Raw genomic sequence first — 19,427 nt, forward strand, 5'->3', positions numbered from 1 at the left:
ATGAATGGAGAGATATAAGTAAATGAATTTTAAGCACTTATATAGATTACGGGGCAAGGCGGCAAGAGCTGTCGTGTCCTGCCTGCTCGTCATGGTGTTATTGGTTACCTCTATGCCTGTTTTTCCGGGAATGGAGGCAAGGAAGGCGCAGGCGTCGACCAACCTGCGTATTGAGCCAAGCGAGATTAATATCGACAAGGGAGAAAAGACGGTCATCAGCTTCAGCTTCAGCGCCGCAGACAACGGCCAGACACAGCATGCTACGAAGATCAATTTAAGCACACCAAGCATAATCGGCGGTCCTCCCGTGCTCGGAGAACTTATTGCCAGTGGCGTGTACCCTACAAAAAACGCGCAAGGCGAGTACATTGTTCACGAAGTGGAATGGGACGGAAAAATCGGCGGCGTGCCTCTGCCAGAGGGACGGTATTACATTGCCGTCTCTCCTGCCGACTATGATGGCAGAGGCGTATACTACGGGCAAATAGGCAGCTTTGAAATCATCAATAGCACTCAGCCCAAGCCCCCTGCATCGATCACGGTCGAGGCGGGGCCTTCGGGCAGCACGACGGTTAAAGGCACGTCCGAGACGGGCAGCACTGTTAGTGTGGAGCTGCGCAATCCCTCGGGAAGCTTGCTGCAGAAGCATGACAATATTACGGTGAACCGGCAGGGACAATGGAGTCAGGCGATCACTTTGAATGCCGGGCAACGGGTGCAAATTGCTGCTCAGGCTCATCAGGGCGGAATGGCTTCGAGTTATTCGGAGCTGCAGGAAGCCATGCGTTATTCGGTGCCGGGATTCCCGGTGACCTGGAGAGCGTTGGCCGCCTATTACTATAAACTCGACTCCGAGGAATCGGTGAACGCCAAAATCGGGGAGATTGCCGCTTGGAACGGGCTTCAGGCGGCCAGCGCAGATGCCAGTATCAGCGGAGCATCCTCACTGCTGCTAGTCAATCCGGAGATTAGCCGGCCACTGGCGCAGAGCGATCTGTCGCAATTTACGAAGGAGGCTATCCACAAAAGGCTGCGGATCGTCAATCCGTCTTGGAGTGATCATGTCGAGCCAGCCCGGGGGGATTTTGCCTATGCTACAGACGAGTTGACTTTGCAGGCGCTATTGCCGCTGAGCTTTGGGTTGACTTATTTGAGCCGTGACCCTTATGCGGGAGCCTTTGGTTTGGGGTGGCACCATTCTTATGAATGGCGTCTTGTTTCGATAGAAGGCAAGCAGGAGTTAATGCTGCCTGACGGTTCGCGCTTCGAGTTCGTCCCGCTGTCCGGCGGAGCTTATTTGACGCCGCGCGGCACGGATCTGACCCTGCAGCAGAACGGCTCAGGCCATGTACTGCAGACGCTGCGGGGGACGAGCTATCAATTCAATGCGAGCGGCCTATTGACCGCAATTCAGGATACGAATGGGAATCAAATCGATCTAGCGTATCAAGGAGAGCAGCTGCAGCAAGTAAGCACGACCGGCGTTTCCTTCTCGTTGGCGTATGATTCTAGCGGCAAGCTGGCCTCTGTAACGGATCATGCTGGACGCGCATTAGGGTTCGGCTATGATGCGGCAGGGAATATGGTTTCTTTTACCGATGTGGATGGAGCAGTCACTAAATTTACTTATGATGGCAGCAATCACGTTATTTCAGTCACCGACCCGGCGCAAACCGCGGTCATGAGCGTTACTTATGACGAGCATCAGCGGGTAACGGGCTTGACGGATTATTATGGTTCTACAGAAACGGCGAACTATAGCGGCAAAGTGGCTCCCGTAGAGCGTGGAGAAGAGGAAGATGAGGGGCCGACAGGGCCGGTTGCGATTGATCCGCAGAATGGACACGACATTCCTGAATCGGATGAGGTTATTTTGTCAGGGACGATGCACAATTTACGGAATGCGCCTCCCTATAAAATCGTGCCTGGACTTCAGCCTGTAATCACGGCGTATTTGTCGGGCCTCTCGGCAGGCATTACTACGAAGGTCGATGCATTCAAGGCTTCGGCACGGAATAGCAGCGTATCGGATGTGGCGGCGATTAATCAGCAGATTGCAAGCAGCAGCGGACCCGTCATTATCCGGGCAGGATATTTGAATGTCGAAGATAGCGTGACGTTTGGCAGCAGCAGCAAGCCGGTCATTTTGATCGCGGAAGGGATAAATACAAATAAGGAAATTACGGTCAGTATTTACGGTAATCTGATTTTAGAGCAGGGTCTGAACGCCAATACGAAGCTGAATTTAAACGCTCATAAAGTTGGCGGGGAGTACGGAAACGTATGGGCAAAGGGCACGATTCACTTAAACAACGATTCTGTAGTCAAAGTGGACGATACGCTGTATGCAGGCAACCTGACTTATAACAGCGGCCAGCTTACGGTGGATGCACAGACTTTAATCGTGCAAGGCAATCTATCGATCAATACGAAGGTCATCATGAATATTGCCAAGGAGATGACGCTCGGCGGGATTGTCTCGAACAATCAGGTAGCTGATCTTACGATTACAGGCGGGGACCTGTTCGTACGTGACAATGTCAATGTGAATAATCAATTGTCCGTAACCACAGGTGGCGTATTTGCAATCGGCGGCGATATGACTCCGAACCAGACTCCAACGGTTCGGGCGGGTGTTGGCAATGGAAAGACGATTCTGATTTATCCAGATAACATCGTTAACACCGCTCCAGGTCTAGGAACACTTTCTAGGGCAGCGGCAGTGAATTATTCTTTGGCCGCGGTGATGCCGGGAGTTTCCGCTACGCTGCAAACATCAGGCGAGACGAAGCGGAAGGATGCGCTGGATCATGAGACGACTTATGTCTGGGGTGACCGTTTCTTGCTGTCGGAAATGCAGCAGCCTGACGGTTCATTGTGGAAATACGATTATGATGATGCAAACCGGTTAGTGGCCGTAACAGATGGCAATGGATATCGCAGTAAAGCTGCTTATGATCAGCAAGGCAACCTAGTACAAACGATAGACGGCAGCGGAGCATCGACGGTAATTCGCTATAATAGCTTGAACCGCCCCGTAGAGGTAGTTGATGCACTCGGTCATGCGACGGCATACAATTATGATGCTGCCGGTAACCTGACCGGAGGTAAGGATGCACTGGGGCAAACCTGGACGACCTTAAGGGATAGCCGCGGCGTACCTACGCAAACGACGGATGAGCGAGGGGAAACGACTTATTTTACGAATGATTCGGCAGGATTTTTACAAACGATTAAAGACCCAGCCGGTTATGTCATGGAGCTATCACGTGATTCGCTGAACCGCGTAACAGTTACGCGTGACAGGGATGGGATCATCGGCGAGGTTACTTACGATGCCAAGGATCGGGCACAAGCTCAAGCTGATGCTTTGCGGCAGACGACGGAAATTGCCTTTGATGATAATGGAAATATGCTGACCTTCAAGGATGAAGCTGGATCGCTGACGTCTTACGGGTATGATGTGTTCAGAATGACGTCCATGACGGATGCCCTTGGCAATCGTAGTGTCAAGACTTATGATGCAGTCGGCAATCTGGTAGAGGAGACCGACGCTAACGGCGGTGTTACCCGCTATAGGTATGACGGTCTGGGACGGATCATCGAGTCCACAGATGCGGATGGAAACAGCACGAGCTATACCTATGACGCTAACGGTAACCTTGCGACTTATAAAGATGCGTTAGGTAACACGACTCGGTATACGTATAATCATTTGGGTCAGATGTTAACGATGACAGATTCACTTGGAGCTGTTACCCAGTATCGCTATAACGCAAATGGGCAGCTGACCAAAGAGACGAACGCGCTCGGCAATGGCACCTGGTACGATTACGATAAGCTGGGCAGATTGATCAGTCAGACGGATGCCCTAGGCTACACGACAAAATACAAATACGATGCCGCCGGAAATCTGGTGACAACAACACGGCCCAATGGCACCACTTTGAATACGAAGTTTGATGCGCGAGGTTATGAGACTGGCACGATTGATTCCTTGTTGCGCGAGACTTTCCTGGTCAGGGATGGCCGGGGACGAATGACGGAATATAAAGATGCAGCAGGAAGCATTACCAGGTACCAATATGATGCGTTAGATCGAACAACGGTAGTCCAGAACGCGCTTGGGCATAGTACAACTTATTCGTATAATGCACTTGGTCAAGTGGCAGAAATAGTGGATGCTAACCAGCAGTCAACGAAGTTTGACTATGACGCGTTAGGACAGTTAATTGGTGTAACTGATGCAGCTGGTAACACTACGTCCTATAACTATGATGCGATGGGTAATTTGCTTACAAAAACAAATGCGCTCGGTGCAGTAACGAGCTATCGTTATAATCAACGGGGTCTCGTTGAGAGTACAGTCAATCCGCTCGTGGAAACAACGGCGATGACTTATGACGGAAACGGTAATCTCAAATCGGTTATCGCTTCAGACGGTACGACAACAAATTACAGTTATGACCGCGTTGAACGCTTGATTGGGGTTACTTATAGTGACGGACAGCAAGCGAGATATACTTATGATCTGATCGGACGCCGTATGACGATGGAAGATGGGAATGGGCAAACCCGGTATAACTATGACGCCTTGAACCGCCTAACAGAGGTCATTGACCCGCGGGGCCAGAACATTCGTTATGAATGGACGGTGATGGGGCAGCGCAGCCGAATCATTTATCCAGACAACACATCAGTTAATTACACGTATGATCGAGAGGGCCAGATCAATCATCTGATTGACGGACAGCAGCAGAGGACTGACTATATCTTCGATGCAGCTGGACGGGTGATCAAGAAAACATTGCCTTATGGTGCGGAGAGTAATTATACGTATGATGCGATCGGGCAATTGTTAGCGATTGAACATCGTAATAGAAATGGGCAATTGCTGGAGCAGCTGCAATATGCTTATGATCCAGCGGGGAACATTGTTCGCAAGGAACGGCAGGAGCAGGGCTCTGATGAAGATAGGCCACTTGGTTCTGCGAAGCCGGCAGATATCGAAGATTATACGTACGATGCTTTGAACCGCTTGATTCAAGTACAACAGATGAATGGCTCCACGACCCAATATTCGTATGATGCGGCGGGTAATCGTCTGCAGAAGACGCAGACGGTACAAGGTGTGCCGGAAATCGAAAACTATACCTATGACCTGGCGAATAAGTTAATCCGCTGGGACAAAGGGACGGATTACAGAGACTACACGTATGATTTACGTGGCAACTTGCTTCAGGTTGAAGGAATCGATCAGGCAGCCACCAGCTTGAGAATCGGTATCCGTTCGCTGATGATGATTAGCGGCGTGGCGGATGATGTATATGGCAGTACTGACCTACTTGCGCCGGATTTATTCGGAGGATCGGCAAGTGTGCTGGGTGTGCCGGGTACAGCAATTACACGGGACGCACTGGCGCCGAATAACTTTGCCTCGCCGTCCATACCGAGTTTTGACTTTGACCCTCTAGCGAATATTGCACCTGATCAGATGGCAGTTACAGATCAAGTGTATGGGGCAGATTTGCTGTTCAGTGCTTCGGCGGCGGCCTTAGCTGGACCACGGGTGCTAGAGACGTATGGCTGGGATGCGGCTAATCGACTGGTCAGTCATATCAATCCTTCCGGGGATAAAACGGTATATCGCTATGACGGGGATGATAACCGAGTCTATATGGGAGTTACGATAGGCAGCGGTAATATCCAGGACAGCTACTTGTTAGGGCACCCAGCAGGACCGCGTATTGGCTGGGAACCACAATACAAGAAGCAGCAAAGTGAAATCTATTTCACGAATGATATTACAACTTCCTTGCCTCAGCCATTGTTCGCAACGGATGCTAGCGGTACAAAATGGAAGCAATCCTACGTATACGGGGCAGGCGAAGAGCGAATCAGCATGAGCTATCTGCCAAGCGCGGATACCAGCAACAATTGGGAGCCAACACCGGGAGCAAGCGGAGCCGTGGGCAACACGGTACCAGAGACGTTGTTCTACCTAGATGATGCTTTGGGCAGCCCGCTTGCACTGTTGAACAGAGACGGACAGGTAGCTGCACGCTATCATTACGACGCGTTCGGCATTCCTGTTCAGCCAGAGAAGTTCGACCTGAACTATCCTGGACCGGACAACCTGTTTGGCTATACGGGACTTGGCTATGATTTCAACAGCGGCCTTTCCTACGCTCGTGCGCGGTATTTTGATTCTGGACTTGGTCGATTTGTGAGTCAGGATACGTATGAGGGGGATATTAGAAATCCGTTGACGTTGAATCTCTATACGTATGTGGCTAATAATCCATTAATTTACACAGATCCTACTGGTCATATAATGGAAGGGGATCAAAAATATAATTCCTTTGTATATAGTCAATTAGAATTTTTAGGGGAAGCATGGCAAGCCGCTGCAGGTAATAAAGGTATGCAAGCAGAAATTCATGCTACTGCAAATTATTTACGTTCTATGGCAGATGGTGGGTATAATTATGCAATTATTAGTTTGGCCACGTTCCTTCCAGTAGATTCTGGAACTGCTCCTGTTTGTGTTTCTTGTGGATTTGGTAATGTCTTTGATGCAACATTTTTAGGTGATGGTTCAGATCGAGAATTTGGAGTTAACCAGTTATCTGTAAGAACCTTACAATATGGAGTTGTTAATCTTGATTATAATTCCGTAGTTGGGTTCAATTATGTCGGTCAGACGCATCAAGATAATGGTCGTGTTGGGAGGGCTAGTAACAGTGGCATGTCATGGTCAGAGGGTAATCTAGCACGCAATGGTGGTAGTAGTTACACTAGCGTGGGGGCTTCAGCCTCAACTGGTAATCCATTAGTGGTTGGCGCACCAACAATAGATTATATAACCAATGTAAAGATAACTGGCTATCGAAAAGTAACAGTGACAACCACAACGGATTTGTTCCCAGCATATGAAGGGTATATTAGCATTAATGGTGGCGTATTTAATACATTGTATCAGTATGATGCAGTTGGGGGATTTGGGAATTTGTACAATAGTCGAGGAAAGGATAGTCATTCTTTCACATACCGACCATAACAGGGGTGCATATATGGTATTTAGAATTTCGACTACTTGGATAATTTCTTGCGTTGTAGTTGCAGTTGCTTATCCTGAAAAATTCTTTTTTTTGCTCTACGGACTGGTGTTTGGGATAATGCTACTTATTTTCACTTTGTTCTTAGCAATTGGTGATTATTTGCTGAATAAGGTGAATTTGAAGAAGAAATATCTCCATCTTATATTGAATTTGTTAATTAGTTTGATCATAGCTTTACTTCTTGGAGGAACTCAAGGTTTGGTTATAGGTGGTATAGTAGGATTGACTTACATTCTTGTTGACAAATATAAATTGTTTTTTAAAAAATAACACTGTCTGAAAACCACATGCGAGTGTAACAACTCCATGTGGTTTTTTATGAGTTCCGCCACCACCCGCGCACCACGCACCGCATATAAGGCGGGCGGGAGAAAACGAAGCCAAGCAAATTTGGCTATTCATGCTCTGCTTAGACTGAACCGATTCAGAATATTACCATTAGTGCGACGGAGTGCGACTATCTAATCAAATCAACTAGTGACTTACCGTCATTATCTAGGATTTCTTATTATTGATGAAATAATCCAATGTGACAAATTCAAGAATCGTCCTACGCTTCTGTATGTCTGGTGTTTTTCTTATCTTCCTGTCTACAACAAAAGAACTAAAGGGTAAATATGAGGGGAGATATGGTTTGAAGGATAAAGACGGGAATATATGGATCCCTGCGAAAGCTGGTGAATCCCACGGAGGTTTACAATTTGATGTTCAGTTAAAAAGCTCAAAGTACACAAAACATAAGAATGTATTTGTTCCAATTGATTAAGTTCAAAGGGTGATAAAGTGAAGAAAAATATTCAAGTAATTGATGGGGCTATAAACAGTGTTTATAAAATTTATGAGGTTGAAGGAGAGGTATTTAATACCATTTTTCAACGAGGAACTGATATTGCCTTTTTGGATGATTTGGTTCATCTCATTGATGACCATCGATTTTGGTCTAGGGTTTACAAAAATAAAGTAGACAAAAAAATGTCACCGGCATACACGGAACTTTACATCTGACTGGAAGTAATGTTGAGAAAGAATATTTTCCTAACAGAAAAGAAACGGACATATAATAATGTGCATTGGACCTTGAGGGTGGCAATCCTCAAGGTTTTTTTCTTTCTGTCCCACTCAGTGCCGAATGAATCGGGTGGCGGACGTCCCAAAAAGACTTAGCCCTCATCAGCGCCGTATAAAATAACCCTGAAGGGGAATTGGCCTACAAGGAGGTAACTGGTTTATATCGTAACCAGCGTGATGATATTATTAAGTTGTATGTTGGTGAACAAGTCATCGAGACGACATATAACCATCCGTTTTGGGTTGAAGGTAAAGGGTAAATCTTCGCAGATGAACTTCAAGTAGGCGATAAGCTTCAAAAGGCTGATGGAAGCAACCTGACGATTGATAAGATAAAGTTTGTTAAACTGGATGAACCAGTAACGGTTTATAACTTTACAGTTGCTGATTACCATACGTACTATGTGACGGATATAGGGATTTGGGTGCACAATACTTGGCTATGAACCGACAAATTATGTAACCAAGAATAAAGCAAAAGGTAGTTTATAACCAAAAAACAAAGACTTATATTAGTCAAGATATTGGCAGTGGTAACGGTATGGGATCGCATAATGGTGGTGTTTGGAAGATGGCAAAATCCCCCGAAGCACTAAATAGCAAAGATACTAGAACGGGAACTTATGATGCTAACTTAAATCGAATAGGTGATTAATTTGTACAAGTATGAAATTACAAAATACAATCCGAGTTATCGTGATGAAAACAGAAGATATCTAAAGGAAGACTGGACTGCAATTGGTGATATTGGCAAGTCTTTTGACGGTGAATTACTGACAATTGACGGCTATAAGAAAGTTGAAGATCGCTATATTGAGGTTATAAATCTCGTTATGGAGTACTTGGAAATTCCCTTCTTGATAATCAACAACGTTGAACGAAGTTTTTCCTACGACAGATTTACGGAAATCAGGAAAAATTTCCGCGAACTATATTCTCAAGATGTACTGGGGATTTATACTAATGCTAAAGATTTGGACAAATTAGATAAAGGGAGGGTGGATCCTTATTGTAGATTGCTCTTACGAGAAGATATTGGTTCTGAGGTTTATTATCCTAGAAGGATGAAGATTTTTATAGGGTACGATTTTCTGATGGGAATTCATACTTCAAAATCAATTGATTCATTAATACCATCGATTGAACAACTTGGCTTGTTTGTTGAGAAACACTAAACTTACTAAGACCTTGGGGAAATCCTCAAGGTCTTTCTTTTACTCCGACCCAGTGCCGAATGAATCGGGCGGCAGACGTCCCGAAGGAATTTAGCCCTCATCATTTATACCAGTTAGTGAATACAAGTTAGAGACAAAAGTAGGGCAATATATCCACCATCTGTATAATGGAGAGGATGCGATACAAGTTGCTAGGGGGCCGTGGAATAAAATATATGCCGGAAGAACATTTAAAAATGCTGAGAATGTAAGAGTCAAAGAAGCCGAGAAAACGGGAATCCGAACATCAACGGGAGGGCCTATAGACTCCCATTCAACCATGCATAGTAATGTAAAGGTATGGGAAAAACATGTGGAGCCTATACTGAAAAAATAAGGGATGATTGCATGCAATTATTATTAAAATCAGTGTTGCTGTTCACTATAATTGTAGGTGTAGGGTCTATTGTGTTGTTTATTATTGGAGTTACTGCTGTTTTTCAACGTTCTCTTGATATTATCGACACTTTCAAACTATTATTTTTTTGGATTCCAAATATATTATTGATTACAATCTTAATTGTACTGTTGGTGAAAAAAATATATCCATCGAATGTTATCACTTCTTTCGGACTAGTAATTGCGATAGTCTTAAGCTTGTTTCTCTCATTCCAGTTAATCCAAAGTGTCAGTACCAATGGATGGATAACAGAAAATGTAACAAATGATTCGATGAAATTAACTGATGACGGAAAATACGAATATCATTTAGAAATCATCAATTTATTTCAAAGGAACAGTTATGCACGGTTATATATAAAAGACACCTCATCGGGGAGTGAAAAACGAATAAAGACAGAAATTAAAACGCGTAAAATTGAATTTCTAATGATCAATAAAGATATGGTCTGGGCTACGTTAGACTCAACCGATGTAGAAGGTGTATACTACCTTACTACAACGAGCGAACTAAAATTACCACAGGAGAGGTATGAAGTAGTTATAGGCAAAGGGGTTGCCTATAAAACTAACTGAATGTGAGTGTGACTGGGGTTGCCCCGGTTTATGAGACAGGGATCAAAGCACCTTACAAGTTTAAGTAGCCAGTCGTCGGTAATCCATCGGCGACTGGTTTTTTAGTTCCGTTTGAATACGAATTGAGTTATGAAAGTAGTGTAATATGAAACGACTCTATGAGGGCATCATCAGCGGGTGTATCCCAAAGATGATTTTTTACACTTATTATGTCTCTTATGATGATCTTCAAATCGATGCTGATTCAATAATCGAAATAATAGTAGACGCTGAAGATCCGCTAAATGAATGGGATGGATTGGGGCAAATGGCTTGAGTTTCACTGAGAATTTAGGTATTAATAATGAATTTAAAGGTAAGTGTTATAATTATAGATCGTCGAAGGGAGAAGGATTAAAACGATTAGGAAGTTCATTCTGTGCTTTGCTATCATATTAATTATTATTCCAGGGTGCAATTCAATTAAAGAAAAGCATGCGTCAGGTAGAGATACTGTCGAGTCTTTTGGGGATGGCACCTTACAATTGCAAAGAGCCGGGTCTACAAATTCAATCATATTATATGATCACAGCAAGGAACCACCTTATAATGTCATAGACACAATTAAACAGTATAAAAAGAAAAAAAGCTCTGTATATCTAATCGATTTAAAGTATTTAATATTTATTGACGTAACCCAAAATGCAGTTACCGTGAATGAAGGAATTGAACATGTGCCATCTGATATGAAGGGAGATTTTGAGTCAATAAATAATTAGTAGTGGAAATCCATATTTACTTTTCTAATGAAACGGATATTGGGCATTTGGGTGCATAATACTGGTATGTTAATGGGGCCGTTGAAGGTGCAATTCGTTGTAAAAAGAACGGTAAATATATCGTTATTGCACCGGATGGGACGATAGTTTCTTTTGGGAAGTCCTAATATTAGGAGGTCTTCGGGTTTGGATAAAGAAGAAGTGCTATCATTAATATCAGAAAAACATAAATCTATAATGGTGAATCCATTTCCATATGAGGGAACAAGTAAAATAAAGGTTGATTTTGAAAGAGATTTTGTATTACTTGAAGATGAAAGTTTAAACGCGGACTTTAATGACTATTGTACCGTGATTGCAGGAACGACAAGTTATATTTTGAACGGACACTCTGATAAAATCCCTAAAAGGCAAATTGAATTGATGAATAATGGTTTTTTTGAGCTGTTTCCTAAGTACAACTTTTTTGAATCAAGTCTGGATAAATATCCTGAATTTCAAAATGAATACAATAATCATGAGAAATTAAGAAAGCTAATACTTAATTATTTGCACAATTAGTTGTAAACTAAATTTTGCTGACATTAGGGCTCTGTCCTTAAGGTCTTTTTTATCCCCACCCAGTGCCGAATCAAATAGGGGATGGTTAATATAGAGTAGTTTTGAAGACCGCATGTGAGTAATAATTTCATGTGGTTTTATTTTTTACACAGGAATGGGTAAAAGTGGTAAACTAACTTAAATTTATCTTCACTGTAGCAATAGGCGCAGGCTACTCAGACGGGAGGGGAAGCGGTATGTTCCAGACAGTTGGTACGGGAGATCCCGTTCTACAAGGGAAGCAATTTATTGCGGATGAAGTTCCATATAATTTGTTGCACTTGATTTGTGAATCAGGCGATAACTTGAGGTTAAAAGCCGTTGACGGCACGATGGTTTTTACCCAGACGATAGGGTATAACGCTTGGTTGTGGCTGGCGAAGGAAGTGACCGTGGCCCGAAGAGAAGCTCTATTTAGGCAACTTATAGACGACCACCCGGAGCTTGATTTACCTGGCGTATCAGGAGAACCGGAGACGGCGGAGTGTTTCGCCAAAATGTATTCGGAGGCCAAACGTATTCACTACGAACCCTATATGGTGATGGAGTCGTATTATTGCCCTGAGGTTAAGAAGCCTATAGGCGTAACCGGTGAAATGCGCCGGGCTGAGCAGCAAGACGTGGATATCGTAGCTGACTTTTTGGCTGGGTTTTCTGAGTCGGCCTTCGGCGCAGTGGTGACCAAGGAGAGTCAAATTCCCGTCGCCGAGAGAATGATCAGTACAGAGAATCTGTATGTGTGGTGCGTAGATGACCAGCCCGTTTCGATGGCCAATATTGCCCATCGCTCCCCTAGACACGCCAGGATTAATGCCGTATACACCCCGGCAGAGCATCGTAAGAAAGGTTATGCCAGCGCGATTGTTTCTGAGTTGTGTTTCCTTCTTCATGAGGAGAATCTGGTGCCGATGTTATATGCCGATTTAAAAAATCCGGACTCTAATAAAGTGTATCGGAAGATTGGGTTTGTTGAAGCAGGGAAAATTGCGGAGTTTAAATTTAGGGGATATAACAATATTATGATATAATAATGTCAGAATAATGCCATGCAAAGGAGTTGAAAAAATGCATATCAAGCCGTCTACAACGATTCGGCAGGACTATAATGGTTTCTCAAAGTATTGTCATGAGATCGACGAACCGGTAATACTAACCCGAAACGGGGAAGCCGATTTAGTTGTTATGAGCCATGAGGCGTTTCGGCGTATGGAAGCTCGCATCAAGCTGCAATCTAAGCTGATTGTTGCCGAACAACAGGTTGCCGAAGGTGCGGATTTAATGGAGCATGATCAGGTTATGGCTAGAATGCGGAGGAAAATCAATGCAGCCGAAGAATAAGGTGATGTACACTCCGGCAGCTGTTGATGATATGGATGAGATTTTCTCATATATCAGTACCGACAATGTGTCTGCGGCGGAAGATCTCTTGAATAAGTTAAATCGTCAAATAGCAGGGCTGGCCGATTTTCCGAATAAAGGAAGTGTCCTTTCTGATGATGAGTACAGTCTTGTACAACGAGGTTACCGTTATATTTTAGTACATCCTTATTTGGTGTTTTATAGGATAATTGATCATAAAATTATTATTTATCGTATTCTGCATGGACGCCGTGACTATTTACGGGAGCTGCTGAGCTCCTTCGAATAATAAATTTCAAACCGCATTCGCCTCATCTGAGGGAGTTGCGGTTTTTTTCTTCCTGAATCTACTAATTTAGTGGCGACAAATAGATGGAATTAGTATAGAATCATAAATTAGGTAGGAGAGATAAATTTACTAAATTAGTTTATCTACGGAGGGTGAACCGCAGCTTGACCAAAATTTGAACAAAGGAGAGTATGGCGATTTGAGAAAACTACAACGGTATTTGGCTGTAATTGTATCATGTTTGCTGATTGTATCTTCTTTTCCTTTGACGGTTGGTGCGGCACAGGGCAGCGATCCGTCTGCCGGTTTGATGCAAATTACGAGTGATTGGCGAGGCAGCGTTTTCGGGGATGTAGGCGGAGCGGATAAGATCACGCCCGTGAATTTCGAAATTGCTGAAAATGCCGGAGGCACAGTGACGCTTCGGAGCTCGAATGACAGAGGCAAAATTTCGGGCAGCACCGAAGGAATTGCTTATTACTTCAAGGAAGTGGCACCGGATGCCAATTTTGAGCTGACAGCTACAGCACAGGTGGATGCATGGACGGCCAATAATCAGGTGTCGTTTGGTTTGATGCTTCGCAGCAATGTATTGGATAACGAGAATGATGGAACGTTTACCGGGGATTACGTCGCCGCGGGTGCTTTGGACCAAAAAATGAAAGCGCTTCACAAATCGCAGGGGGGCGGTCTGCAGAAGATAGAGGCCTTTACCTCAGCCGCTTCACCGGCGCCAGGCGAAGAATATCGGTTGAGCATTAAGAAATCAGGCAGCCTGTACGTCGTGAAAATCGGCGATGAAACGGCAGCCATTACGGATTTCATAGGGGATATTCGTTACGCCGGATTATATACGGCCCGGAATGTAGCGGTGACCTTCAAAGACGTGAAGCTAAGCGCGGAAGGCTCTGTAGAGCTCGGCGATTGGCAGTTCAGCGCCTTCGGTGGCAATACGAGCGATACCAAGAATCCACGCCCCCTGGAGCAAAGCGAGACCTCGGTAACGCTGGCGACGTATGGCGGGAAAATAGCCAGCGGCGACGAGGGCATGTCCTTTTACTTTAAGGAGCTGCCATCTGCGGCGAACTTCGAGCTCAGCGCGAAGGCCAGGGTAGTGTCGTTCAACGGCGACAGCGGCATTAGTACGCCGAACCAGAAGTCGTTTGGGCTGATGCTTCGAGACAGCGTGGGTGCCCATGGCGATGCCGGTACGATGACATCCAACTATGTCGCGATTGGTGCATTGGACACGGTAATGAAAGGCTTCTACAAGAGCCAGGGCGCTCAAACGAAGCTGAACCCGCTGTCTGGCGTTCCTGCGCCTGCCGCGGGAGAAGAATATGATCTACGCATCAAGAAATCAGGAGCGACCTACTTGCTAAGCGTTAATCAGGAGACCGAAACGCTGATGCTGCAAGATATGTTCACGGATACGCTTTTTGCGGGGGTATATGCGGCGAGGGATGCCACAGTTGCCTTTAGCGACATCCAATTTCGGGTGGAGAGCAGAACGGTGAGTGCGCTGCTCGCGGACTCGAGTGCGATGAGAACTTCGTATTTGGTAGGTGAAAGCCTGGATTTGACGGGGCTTGCGGTAACAGCACAATATTCTGACGGCAGCGAAGAGATGTTGCCGCAAAGCGAGTATATCGTTACGGGCTTTGACAGCAGCCAGGTGGGGACAAATGTAATTACGGTCCATTATAACGGCGCTGCGGCGACGGTTCCGCTGCAGATCGTCCCGCTAACGGTCACTTCGCTGGCGGTGAAATACTACCCAGCTAAAACGGTTTACTATTTGGACGATGTTTTTGACCCTGAAGGCCTGGTGATTCGGGCGGAATATAACAATGGCTTCAAGACGGCGGAGCTGACGAGCGACCAGTACTCGCTATCTATCGGGGGGCAGCAGATTACGGAGCAGTCGCCGTATACGTTCAATCAGCCAGGAAGCGTGGAGGTGGCGATCATGTCCGAAGAGACGCCGGGAGTGGGGGCGGCTTTTGATGTGACGGTGAAGGCAGCGGCGCTGACGGGGCTGGAGGTTAGGCAGCAGCCGGAGCAAACGGTTTATTTTATCGGCGATGCCTTGGATTTGGACGGGCTCTTGCTGTACGCCAAATATAGCGACGGTTCGGAAGTGCGGCTGATGAGGGGCGAATACACAGTATCCTCCCTGGATACCGCTACTCCCGGGCAGAAGCAAGTGACTTTGCATCACAAGGGGTTGACGGCTTCCTTCCCGGTGACGGTGAAGGTTAAAGAGCTGGTCGGGATCGAAGTGACGAAATATCCGAAGACGACCTTTGATCGCGGGGATGCTTTCGAACATACCGGCTTAAAGGTCTCGAAGGTGTTCGACAACGGCGACAGGGAGGAACTGACGGACTTCACACTTGATACCTCTCGGTTCGACGGACAGACGGCGGGAGCCTATGAAATCGGCGTGATTCCTGCTGACGCGTCGATCCATCCGATCACATATAAGGTTACAGTGCGAGAGAAGCTGGCGCCTGAGTGGAAGCTCACTCATTTTGGCCAATCCACTTCGGCTAAGAACAATTATGCTGCGGTCCGTGACGACGGTTCGATCGAGCTTGTGGCTGCGGACGGCGGTAAAGTGACCGGAGACCACGACGGAATTACGTTCTACTACATCGAACTGGATGCGGCTAAGGATAATTTCGTATTGTCAGCGGACATTCAGGTCGTCTCCTATGCGAAAAATCCGCATGATGGTCAAGAGTCGTTTGGGCTGATGGCAAGGGATGCTATTGGGGTGCAAGGCAACAGTAGTGTGTTTGCTTCCAACATCGCGGCCGTTGGCGGATTTAGCGGCGGTACGAGAGATGATAACGGCACGCAGCTGTTCGTGCGTACAGGTGTTGAGACGCCGGATGGCGCAGGCAGCCAGGGAATTCAGAAGATCATGCTGAAAAATGAGCGCCCGGCAGCGGCCAATACCCATCCGACTGCGCCGTACCGCTTGACGCTTGCCAAGACGAATAGCGGCTTTACCGGCAAGCTGAACAACGGGCAAGAGGAGATTATTTTTACGCCGGATATTTTAAATGTACAGGATTCCAAAATGTATGTGGGCTTCTATGTGGCGCGAGTGGCGACAATTGTCGTCAGTAATGTGGAGCTGGCCGTTACCGCTGCGGATACGGATGCGCCGAGAGTGGTACCGCCAGCCGACCCGGTAGAGCCGCGGCTTGATGTGCTTTCTCTGGAAAGGACGCCGGAAACCGATTATGAGCTGGTTCTGCGGCCGAATGTAGATGGTACGGTGACGGTTAAGCAAGGACAGATGGTGATTCTACAGGATGCTGCTGCGGAGGCGGGGCAGCGTTTGGCGGCTGCGGCCACACTGGCGGCGCAAAGTGACACGAATTTTAGCATCGTGTTTGTGCCGGATGATACGCAGAAATTAACCTCTTATGACAAAATTGTCCGGAATTTCACGGTCGTGGTGAGGGAGTATGCAGCGGGCAAAGACATTATCGTATCCCCGGCCGGCACGAGCGGCGGTGACGGCACGACCGAGCGTCCGCTGGATATCGATACGGCGATCGATTTCGTGAAGGCGGGCCAGCGTATCGTGCTGCAGGACGGCAGATACGTGCGCAGCTCCAAAATCGAAATCAAGAAGTACAACGACGGGAAGCCCGGTGCGATGAAGTATTTGGTGGCAGCGGACGGCGCAAGACCTGTAATCGATTTTGACAAGAAAACGGAGGGCGTTGTGCTGAGCGGAGATTACTGGCATGTACTCGGGCTGGACTTCACCCGTTCCGCAGGCAACACCAAAGGCTTCACCGTAGGGGGCAGCCACAACATTGTGGAGAACAGCAGATTCTATGCCAACGGAGACACGGGGCTGCAAATCAGCCGTACGGATATGAGCGCTCAGGAGCTGGCGGAATGGCCGTCCTACAATCTAATTCTCAACAGCACGGCGTTTGATAATCGTGATCCGTCCGACAACAATGCCGACGGCTTTGCTGCCAAACTGACATCAGGCGTCGGCAATGTGTTCAGGGGCTGCTTGTCCCATAACAATATTGACGATGGCTGGGACTTGTACGCGAAGGCGGGAACAGGCGCGATCGGCGCGGTGGTGATTGAGAACAGCGCCGCGTTCAACAACGGATTTTTGACTGACGGCACGGTAGGCGCTGGCGACAAGAACGGCTTCAAGCTGGGCGGGGAAGGTATCCACGTTCCGCACGTGATCCGCAATTCTATCGCTTTCGGCAACGGCGCCTACGGCTTCACCAGCAACAGCAATCCCGGCGTCATAGCGATCAACAATATCGGTTTCAACAATGACGGAGGGAACTTGAGCTTTACGACGTATTCGCATATTACGCCGGACTTCACAATCGATGGCTTCCTGTCCTATCGGACGATCGACATTGCGAAGGACAGCTATCCGGCATCACTTGCGGCGGACAATAACTTTATGTTCGACGGCAAGGTCTCCAAGAACAAGTCGGGCAAGGAGCTGACCGATGCCAACTTTGCCAGCCTGGACCCGGTCGTTGACTACGAACGGGACGCAGAAGGCAATGTCATCTGGGGTGATTTCCTGAAATTTATCGATTTCCAGGAGCCGGGCAATCCCGGTGAAGGCGGTCCTGGCGGCGGAAATTCCGGCGGCACCCCAGGAGGCAGCTCTGGAGGTAGTTCAGGCAGTGGCAGCACAGGTACAGGCAGCACGGGTAACTTAGAAGACAATGGCGGCACCAAGCAGGAGGATCAATCGGACAATTCTTCGCCGGGGCAAGAGGGTGGAAATGGGGATCAGGACAACGATCCGGGCATTCCGTCCAAGCCGTCCTCCATCACTCTTACTGACACGGCGGGACACTGGGCGGAAGCCCATATTCAAGAAGCTGTCGCCAGAGGGATAGTGAACGGTTATCCCGATGGATCGTTCAAGCCGAATGGAGCGGTTACTCGCGCCGAATTCGCCGTTATGCTTACTAAAGGGCTTAAGCTGAACGAGCGCGAGGAGGCGGCTTCGGAGCTTAATTTCTCCGATCGCGATAACATCCGTCCATGGGCGCAAAATGCCCTAGCCCTAGCCCTGCAGGCAGGCATCATCAGCGGTTACGAGGACGGCAGCTTCCGGCCAAGCAGGGAGGTCTCACGTGCCGAAATGATGTCGATGCTCGCCCGGGCGGCAGGACTGAAGCCGACCGCGGGAGCCGTAACTGGCTTTGCTGACGATAAGGACATTCCGGCGTGGGCGAAAGGGGCCGTAGCTGCAATGCAAGAGCAGGGACTTATTGCCGGCCGCGACGGCAACCGATTTGCGGCACAGGAGACGGCGACACGTGCTGAAGCGATAACGGTTATACTGCGGCTTCTGGATCGTAAATAGAACCGGGCATAACAAGGGCGCTGCGTTGTATAATATGGATATTCCATTGCGGCGCCAGCGCCGCTTGATGAGGAGGAACTTCATTGTTAGCAGACATCCGGCAAGCCGGGCAAGGATATACCGCGTGCTTCGAGCGGCGCTTCGAGCATTCCGTTCAAGAGGTCTGGTCCTGGTTGACGGAAAATGACAAGCTGGCCCAGTGGTTCCCGGAGCTTCGGATTGACGATTTCCGTGAAGGAGGTGCCGTTAAGTTCGATATGCAGGACGGAACGTTCGAGGAGCTCAAAATCATCGAACTTAAGCCCAACTCTATGCTGGAATACGCATGGGGCGGCGAAGATCAAGTACGTTTCGAGTTATATCCAGACGCCGGCGGGTGCCGTCTTGTCTTTATTGAGAAATTAGATCAAATTACGGATCATACCCCGAAGGATCTGGCTGGCTGGCATGTATGCCTGAACGTCATCCAGAAATTAATGGACGGACAGACGGTAGAAGGACGCCATGAAGAGTGGAAAATATGGTATGAAAAATACAAGCAAATTATTCTGAAGTAGGAGGGGTTCGCCTCTCCTTCTTTTTTTGTGTATTCAACAACTATTTGAAGATGATGAGGAATCGTTGTGAGTATCAAGTGTATAAACTGTATAAGAC

The 19,427-nt window shown here is 47.2% G+C and carries 13 protein-coding genes and 1 pseudogene; 13 read left to right on the top strand and 1 reads right to left on the bottom strand.

What is annotated here, in order from left to right; genetic code table 11:
• Positions 1-22: 22 nt before the first annotated feature.
• From ACYUJT_RS15655 to ACYUJT_RS15685, 7 genes and pseudogenes are all read left to right on the top strand, one after another.
• Positions 23-7,060 (top strand): RHS repeat-associated core domain-containing protein, encoded by a 7,038-nt coding sequence (locus ACYUJT_RS15655; protein ID WP_460323821.1) that lies wholly within the window; start codon positions 23-25, stop codon positions 7,058-7,060.
• 13 nt (positions 7,061-7,073) lie between these two features.
• Complete coding sequence (locus ACYUJT_RS15660; protein WP_460323823.1) at positions 7,074-7,391, top strand: hypothetical protein; 318 nt, start codon at positions 7,074-7,076, stop codon at positions 7,389-7,391.
• A gap of 513 nt (positions 7,392-7,904) precedes the next feature.
• Complete coding sequence (locus ACYUJT_RS15665) at positions 7,905-8,126, top strand: hypothetical protein (protein ID WP_460323825.1); 222 nt, start codon at positions 7,905-7,907, stop codon at positions 8,124-8,126.
• 323 nt (positions 8,127-8,449) lie between these two features.
• Positions 8,450-8,635, top strand: coding sequence for a polymorphic toxin-type HINT domain-containing protein (locus ACYUJT_RS15670; protein ID WP_460324187.1), 186 nt, complete (start codon positions 8,450-8,452; stop codon positions 8,633-8,635).
• 29 nt (positions 8,636-8,664) lie between these two features.
• Positions 8,665-8,844, top strand: a pseudogene (locus ACYUJT_RS15675) (toxin C-terminal domain-containing protein); the annotation flags it as partial.
• A gap of 1 nt (position 8,845) precedes the next feature.
• Positions 8,846-9,364: a hypothetical protein gene (locus ACYUJT_RS15680; RefSeq protein ID WP_460323827.1), complete on the top strand. Its 519-nt coding sequence runs from the start codon at positions 8,846-8,848 to the stop codon at positions 9,362-9,364.
• A 387-nt stretch (positions 9,365-9,751) separates the two neighbouring features.
• The gene (locus tag ACYUJT_RS15685; RefSeq protein WP_460323829.1) at positions 9,752-10,378 is read left to right on the top strand and encodes a hypothetical protein; all 627 of its coding nucleotides are present in this window, start codon (positions 9,752-9,754) and stop codon (positions 10,376-10,378) included.
• 60 nt (positions 10,379-10,438) lie between these two features.
• Here the strand turns inward: ACYUJT_RS15685 and ACYUJT_RS15690 are convergent, their stop codons facing one another.
• Entirely contained in the window at positions 10,439-10,525 is an 87-nt protein-coding gene (locus ACYUJT_RS15690) for an IS3 family transposase (RefSeq protein ID WP_460324189.1), read from the bottom strand.
• 797 nt (positions 10,526-11,322) lie between these two features.
• On the opposite strand from ACYUJT_RS15690, the gene ACYUJT_RS15695 reads away from it, so the two are divergent.
• The 6 genes from ACYUJT_RS15695 (at position 11,323) to ACYUJT_RS15720 (ending at position 19,330) form a co-directional block, all read left to right on the top strand.
• Positions 11,323-11,697: a YxiJ family protein gene (locus ACYUJT_RS15695; protein WP_460323831.1), complete on the top strand. Its 375-nt coding sequence runs from the start codon at positions 11,323-11,325 to the stop codon at positions 11,695-11,697.
• A 236-nt stretch (positions 11,698-11,933) separates the two neighbouring features.
• The gene (locus ACYUJT_RS15700) at positions 11,934-12,764 is read left to right on the top strand and encodes a GNAT family N-acetyltransferase (protein ID WP_460323833.1); all 831 of its coding nucleotides are present in this window, start codon (positions 11,934-11,936) and stop codon (positions 12,762-12,764) included.
• 37 nt (positions 12,765-12,801) lie between these two features.
• On the top strand, positions 12,802-13,074 hold the full coding sequence (locus ACYUJT_RS15705; protein WP_460323835.1) for a type II toxin-antitoxin system Phd/YefM family antitoxin: 273 nt from the start codon (positions 12,802-12,804) through the stop codon (positions 13,072-13,074).
• Entirely contained in the window at positions 13,058-13,384 is a 327-nt protein-coding gene (locus tag ACYUJT_RS15710) for a type II toxin-antitoxin system RelE/ParE family toxin (RefSeq protein WP_460323837.1), read from the top strand. Before ACYUJT_RS15705 ends, ACYUJT_RS15710 begins: the two co-directional genes overlap by 17 nt.
• Positions 13,385-13,583: 199 nt before the next feature.
• On the top strand, positions 13,584-18,773 hold the full coding sequence (locus ACYUJT_RS15715) for a bacterial Ig-like domain-containing protein (protein WP_460323839.1): 5,190 nt from the start codon (positions 13,584-13,586) through the stop codon (positions 18,771-18,773).
• Between the two features lie 83 nt (positions 18,774-18,856).
• Positions 18,857-19,330, top strand: a complete 474-nt coding sequence (locus tag ACYUJT_RS15720) for an SRPBCC family protein (protein WP_460323840.1) — start codon at positions 18,857-18,859, stop codon at positions 19,328-19,330.
• The last annotated feature ends 97 nt before the right edge of the window (positions 19,331-19,427 follow it).

Source organism: Paenibacillus sp. YSY-4.3 (genome assembly GCF_054767475.1).

What these genes read in the sequence shown, in the direction of transcription:
- ACYUJT_RS15655 (WP_460323821.1), top strand. Translation starts at nt 23, where the DNA reads ATGAATTTTAAGCACTTATATAGATTACGGGGCAAGGCGGCAAGAGCT.
- ACYUJT_RS15710 (WP_460323837.1), top strand. Translation starts at nt 13,058, where the DNA reads ATGCAGCCGAAGAATAAGGTGATGTACACTCCGGCAGCTGTTGATGAT.
- ACYUJT_RS15705 (WP_460323835.1), top strand. Translation starts at nt 12,802, where the DNA reads ATGCATATCAAGCCGTCTACAACGATTCGGCAGGACTATAATGGTTTC.
- ACYUJT_RS15700 (WP_460323833.1), top strand. Translation starts at nt 11,934, where the DNA reads ATGTTCCAGACAGTTGGTACGGGAGATCCCGTTCTACAAGGGAAGCAA.
- ACYUJT_RS15685 (WP_460323829.1), top strand. Translation starts at nt 9,752, where the DNA reads ATGCAATTATTATTAAAATCAGTGTTGCTGTTCACTATAATTGTAGGT.
- ACYUJT_RS15660 (WP_460323823.1), top strand. Translation starts at nt 7,074, where the DNA reads ATGGTATTTAGAATTTCGACTACTTGGATAATTTCTTGCGTTGTAGTT.